The 6,418-nt window shown below is 63.4% G+C and carries 3 protein-coding genes; all 3 read left to right on the plus strand.

Translation table 11 applies throughout. The annotated features are described in order from the left end of the window. The first annotated feature begins 52 nt into the window (after positions 1-52). The 3 genes from BLW43_RS20520 (at position 53) to BLW43_RS20530 (ending at position 6,327) form a co-directional block, all read left to right on the plus strand. A complete protein-coding gene (locus tag BLW43_RS20520; protein WP_093256332.1) occupies positions 53-283 on the plus strand; it encodes a hypothetical protein in 231 nt (76 codons plus the stop codon). A 98-nt stretch (positions 284-381) separates the two neighbouring features. Next, a complete protein-coding gene (locus BLW43_RS20525; protein ID WP_217632263.1) occupies positions 382-1,020 on the plus strand; it encodes a Uma2 family endonuclease in 639 nt (212 codons plus the stop codon). A gap of 156 nt (positions 1,021-1,176) precedes the next feature. Then, entirely contained in the window at positions 1,177-6,327 is a 5,151-nt protein-coding gene (locus tag BLW43_RS20530) for a DEAD/DEAH box helicase (protein WP_093256335.1), read from the plus strand. Positions 6,328-6,418 lie beyond the last annotated feature (91 nt).

Here is a 6,418-nt window from a genome sequence, read left to right on the forward strand (position 1 = left end):
TGACCGCGACGTCGGCATCCGCCCCCGCGCGCAACCGCGATAGGAGACCGCCATGGTCCGCTCGATCCTGAAGGAACGCCCGACGGCGCCGAAGCTGCGCCGCGTGAGCTTCGACGTCCCTGAAGCCCTGGCTGAAACCATGGATGCGCTGAAGGCCCGCGCCGACGCGCGCGGCTTCGACCTCTCCATCGGCGAGGCGCTGGTCGACGCCTATGCCCGGCTCGCGAAGCGGATCGCCCGTGAACTCGATGGCGACGCTTCGGACGACCACCCCGGTCAGTAAGCCGACCGCCGGTGCGCAGCAGCGGCTCCGCGGCGCGACGGGGCCGGGCCGCTGGCGGGGCTTTGACACGCCTGGTTCGCCCACGACGCGCCCGTCGGGTGACGGAAAGCGCCCGGCCTGCTATCGTATCGGCCGGTGCCGAAAGCAGCGAGCCGATGAACCTCCAAGTCCCCACGATCAGGCGTCCGGCAACGTATCGGGACATCCTCGATGCGCCGGAGGGGATGGTGGCGGAGTTGATCGACGGCGCGCTGCATCTCCAGCCCCGGCCGCGCTCGCGACACGCCCGAGCGAGCTCGATGCTGGGGGCGAAGCTGACGCCTGCCTTCGACGAAGGCGTCGGGGGCCCGGGCGGCTGGTGGCTGATCGACGAGCCCGAGATCCATCTCGCGGAGGACGTGCTCGTGCCCGACATCGCGGGATGGCGGCGTGAGCGCCTCCCCGTGTTTCCCGACGCGCCGCACTTCGCGCTGCGGCCCGACTGGGTTTGCGAAGTGCTGTCGCCGTCCACAAGGACTTACGACCTGACCGCCAAGCGCGCGATCTATGCCCGGCATGGCGTCAACCATCTCTGGTTCGTCGATCCCGACGCGAAGACCCTTGAGGCCTTCGAACTGCGTGACGGATCATGGACCCTGATTGCAGCTCTGCACGACAACGAGATCGTCAGGATCGCGCCTTTCGATGCCGTGGGTTTTGATCTCGGGGTGCTCTGGACGGATACAGGCTCGCAGTGAGCCAAGCAGCATGTACGGCTGGACTTCGTTCAGCTTCTGAGGAATTCTTGATAGGCATATACACTGGAAGCTAAAGTTGGAGTATGCTGACCGGTGGCTCCGTGAGGATGGAGCCGACGAAACCGCAGATCTCCGGCGAGGCAGCGAGGATTATAGGTGTACGAAGAACTTAAGCATTATTCGGACGCGCTCCGCACCTACATTACTTCCACCTATCATATCTCGAACCCCGCCTTGGTCGATCTACGAGATGAACTGCTCTCCCGGAGCGGTGCCATTGCGCAGACACCCTACCTAGAGAGCACCGCGAGGTACGCAGCTTCGCGACGTTATGAGGAACTTTCGCTTCCTTCGGATGTGGCGGGCCTTCTGAGATGGCTCGGCGAGCGAGGGGTTGTGTTCGATCCGCCGTACGACCACCAGGCGCAAGCTCTCGAACTCGCGCTTACCCCACCGTTCCGTGACCTCGTCGTGACGACCGGAACCGGCTCGGGCAAGACTGAGACCTTCCTCCTCCCGATATTGGGCCGAATGGCGGAGGAGGCCATGAGCGGGCGCTCGTTCTCGAAGCGCGCAGTGCGGGCGTTACTCCTCTACCCGATGAATGCGCTGGTCAACGATCAACTCGGCCGCTTGCGTGTGCTCTTCGGCGACAACAACGTCGCACGCTGGTTCACTGACAAAGGCGGGCGCCCAATGAAGTTCGCTCGCTATACGGGGCGGTCCCTGTATCCAGGTAGCCGCAAGGAGGACACTAAGAAGCACTGGACGCGCTTGAAAGAGCCGCTCGAGTTCTTCACGAAACTCGAAGATCGCGCAGTTTCTGATACCGACGTGAGACGCTTGATCGGCGAGTTGCGGCGCCGCGGCAAGTGGCCGGCGAAGCCACCAACCAGTCCGGATTGCGAGGACGGCATGAGCGCCTGGCTGGGCAAGGGCCCTTGGAAGCGAGGTGACGAGTGGGTCAGGACTATCGAGCGTCCCGAGGATCCAGAACTATTTCTGCGGCACGAGGCGCAGGAGGGGGTTCCTGATCTCCTTGTCACCAATTACTCGATGCTGGAGTACATGCTCCTTCGTCCGATTGAGCGGGACATCTTCAGGATCACCGCTGAGTACTATGCGGGTCACCCAGGTGAGCGGCTGATCCTCATTTTGGACGAGGCCCATCTTTACCGGGGCGCGCAGGGGACTGAGGTGGCGATGCTGATCCGCCGCTTACGCAACCGACTGGCGCTTCGTCCGGAGCAGTTGCAGATCATCTGTACGAGCGCGTCGTTTTCGGATCCTTCAGCAGCAAAGAGGTTCGCCGCTGACCTTGCGGGCAAGCCCCCAGAAGGATTTGAGGTTCTTAGAGGGACAAAGCGCGCGTCTCACCCGTCCGGCCCCGGCAACAGGCAAGTTGCGGAGACCCTAGCGGCGGTGGACCTCCACCGGGTGCACGAAGGCAATCTGGCGGCTCGTTTTGACGCGGTCATGCCGGTTCTTCAGTTGGCCGACGACCAAGTCTCGCGTGAGTCCCTGCTGGACGAGGCAAGCGCGTCGCCCGACGGAGATCCGTTGGGGAGGGCTCTCCACCGCGCGATCAAGGAGTTCCCGGTTACCGGACGCCTCGTGAACTTAACGAGCGGCGCGGTCGCCGAAGGCGACTTCGAACGTGACCCTGCGGGCGTGGGACCGGCTCAGGAGATCGGAGAACTGGCCTCACGGCTCTTTCCGGAAGTTGAGGCTGATCTCGCCCGCGTGGCCACCAACGCCCTAGTTGAACTCACTTCCATGGCGAAGCCTGACAGCAGGCAGGCGCCACTCCTAGCCGCTCGCGCCCATGCATTCTTTCGAGGTCTCCCGGGCCTATGGGCGTGCTCGGATCCCCAGTGCTCCCATGTCTCCAACTCTCAACGAGAGCGATGGGACACGCTACCGCCGACTGGAGCGCTTTACGCTCAGCCTCGTCGGACGTGCGAGTGCGGAGCGCGGGTGTTCGAGGTCTATACGTGCCGGTCGTGTGGCTGCGCGTACTTCAAGGCCTATTCCTTCGATCCCGGTACTCCCGACTATTTGTGGGCAGAGGACGTCGGTGAAGTGGACGGCGTGGACGGGGTCGTCCAACCCGTATTTCTCTCACTAGAGGAGCCCCCCGAAGGCTCAGGAGCGCGGTTCGAGTACCTGGACCCGGTGTCTGGCCGCGTCGGATCTGGGAACGATGCTGCTCGTGAGATATGGCTCCCGCCTCCTGGTCAAAAAGACACGATCCCAGGTGGGTTTCAGAACTGCCTCCGCTGCGGAGCGGATGGCTCTGACCACATCATGGACCATGTGACGAAGGGCGATGAGCCGTTCCAGGAGATTGTTTCCTCGCAGGTCCTCGAGCAGCCCCCGCGCCAAGAGGTCGACACTCCGCTCAAGGGGCGCAAAGCACTCATCTTCTCCGACGGGCGGCAAGCAGCCTCAAGGCTTGCAGGGAAACTCCAACAGTACTCGATGCGCGACGCGGTGCGGCCGCTGCTCCTAGATGGGTTAAGCCGGCTAGAGCAGCGTTTCAGTAGTCCGGTGACGCTCGACCACGCCTACGCTGCCCTCCTCACTGGCTGCGCCATGAACGGAGTCACGCTGCGCCCCGCTCAGGCGCCGCACTTCGAAGAAGATCTTGCACTATTCCGAGAACTGCTGACCAGTGATCCGGCAACCACAGAGCAGGAAATCCGCAGCAGGTCAGCGGAACTCAACACGCACCGCACAAACAAAGCCCTGATGCTCGCGCTCTATCCGGTGCTGAAGGACCCACATACCGGGCTGAGTGCCCTCGGCTTGGCGACCATCCGCGCTTCACTCGACCCGACAGACTTGCGAGCGTTCCACAAGTTGCCGGCGCCGCCTGAGCCCGCTCACCTGAGCGAGGAGGAGCGTCGTTGGGCGCTTCTGGATCTCTGGCTGAACGACGCGATCCTCAGCCACGCACTGTATCTCCCCACCACGCCGAGCGAGTGGCTCGACGCTACCACAGGGGCGAAGATACGGCGTACAAAGGCAACGTTTCCTACGTTCGTGAAGGATTTCGTCGGCACGAAGTGGTTCAACGCAAACCTCAAAGGACGCACCGGAGCGCCGTCGGAATGGGGGAAGTTCCTCTCGAAGGTCTTCGGGACCAACGAGACCGCCAACGGGTTCATCCTGAGGGCCGCCAAGGTCCGAGTGGCCTCAGATGAGATCGAGTGGCGCCGCTGCGATACCTGCACCACAGCCCAGCCGTTCAACCCGCTCGCTGCCGATCGCTGCCGCGTCCGCCCGGGCCACAGGGCTTGCGCGGGCACGACTAGCGCGCTGGACCCCGCGGCCGACGCCGTGTTCCGGTCCCGGAAGGGGCACTTCCGCCGACATGTGGAGAGGCTCGCGGCCGAGCCCGACTACGCACCCCACCCATACGTCGCCGCCGAGCACTCCGCCGCGCTCAACGACAGCAGCAACAGCGGCGCGGTGGCGCGGGCGGAGTGGCACGAATTGAGGTTCCAGGATCTCGACGTCGAGGGTCCGGAAGGACGGCGGGAAGGTCCGATCGATGTTCTGTCATGCACAACGACCATGGAGGTCGGCATCGACATTGGCAGCCTTACAGCTGTTGCCTTGCGGAACGTGCCGCCGGGGCGGGCAAATTACCAGCAACGTGCCGGCCGGGCCGGTCGTCGAGGCTCTGCTCTCTCGACGGTCATCACCTACTGCGGCGCGGACAGCCATGACCAGGAGTTCTACTCGCACCCGGCAGCGATGGTAAGCGGCCCCGTGCCCGATCCAACGCTCAACCTGGACAACCTTGAGATCGTTCGCCGGCACTGCTTTGCGCTGGTGATGAGCATGTTCCAGATGGCCGCGATTGCCAATCCCGACGACGACAGCGTGAGTTCCAACGTATTCGAGAGCCTCGGTATGCTGCGGGACTTCCGGACCGGAGACGCAACCAACTTCTCCTACGCCGGCCTCAAGGAATGGCTTAATCAAGAGGTGGCCCGCGTCCGCAGTGCGCTCGAGGAGATCGTCCCTGCGTCTGTTGTTGCTGCGGTACCAGGGTTTGTGGACGACGTGCCTTTGGCGCTCCTGTCCGCTTTGCGCGAGGTGGGCGCCGGCCCCTTTGAGGCAACGGAGGCGATGGATGAGTCCTCATCCGTTGTTGAAGAACTCGTCGCGGAAGGAGGCGGGGAGGAGGCAAGGGCTGCCTTTGGCAAATTGATGATGGACTGGGGTGACGACTTCGACTTCGATGCAGTTGATGCCGGCACAGTTGAATCTGCTGAACTCTCGACTGAGATCGGCCGGACCGAGGACGCGCCCGAGGGCGGCCTCGACCCGGAGAAACTGCTGGATCGTCTTTTCGATCGTGGGGTGCTCCCGCGTTACGCCTTCCCCACTGACGTAGTGACTTTCCACGTCTTTGATCCGGCTGCTAGCACCGAACGCAAGGCGGTCCTCAAGTACTCCCCGCAACTCGGCCTCAACCAAGCTCTATCAGGCTATGCGCCCGGTCGGGAGGTTTGGGTGAACGGCGAGCGCCACTACTCGTTCGCGATCTGGACGCCGTTCAACCGTCGGGAATGCTGGCAGGCGTGGCGCGGTATGCAGGTCTACTTCGAGTGCGACCGCTGCGGCTACGCCCGCGTCGAGCAGCGCAGTGAAGAGCACTATGTCGATCAAGTGCGCGACTGCCCCGCGTGTGGTACCCCAGGTTCGCTGGGGCCCGGCACACGCTGGCTTCGTCCGCCGGGCTTCGCGCATCCAATCGACCTCGACCCTGAACTCCCTCTTGATGACAGCCCCACTCCTACGAGGCCGACCCGCGCGAAACTGAGCGCGCCCTTCACCGACAGAGGACCAGCCGAAAGATCAGACAATGCAGCCAATGGCGCAGGTTACGAGATCTGGACGGCCAAGCAGCGGCTCGTTCTTACGAACACCGGTTCCCAGGATCAGATGAAGCCTGGCTTCCTCTACTGCCCGAAGTGCGGTCGGGCAGAGCCGAACGGGTGGGCTTCCGGTCGCTTCCAGCGGGGAGGGCACCCTCGCCCAAATCCAGACAATCATCCGCATGGCCCGATTTGTAACGGCATCCCCACGGTGGTGGTCCTTGGCAACGAGTTCGAGACGGACATCGCCTTATTCCGCTTTCAGTTGGCCGGCACTGTCACCCTCCCGCCGGGGTCGGTCGTCGCCAAGATCGTACTCACCACTGTCGCGGAGGCGCTAGCCTCAGCAGCGGCGAAGATCCTGGACATCGATGTTTCTGATGTCGGCGCCGAGTTCCGCGTGGCGATGACGTGAACCGCGCCGGGTCTGCCGGAGGCTCCAACTTCTGAGTAGGATGGCGCCCCATGAGCAAGACGACGAACAAGTTCTCCCCTGAGGTCCGCGA

The sequence above is a fragment of the Rubrimonas cliftonensis genome, from assembly GCF_900107585.1.
GTDB classification, from domain to species: domain Bacteria; phylum Pseudomonadota; class Alphaproteobacteria; order Rhodobacterales; family Rhodobacteraceae; genus Rubrimonas; species Rubrimonas cliftonensis.

What these genes read in the sequence shown, in the direction of transcription:
- BLW43_RS20520 (WP_093256332.1), top strand. Translation starts at nt 53, where the DNA reads ATGGTCCGCTCGATCCTGAAGGAACGCCCGACGGCGCCGAAGCTGCGC.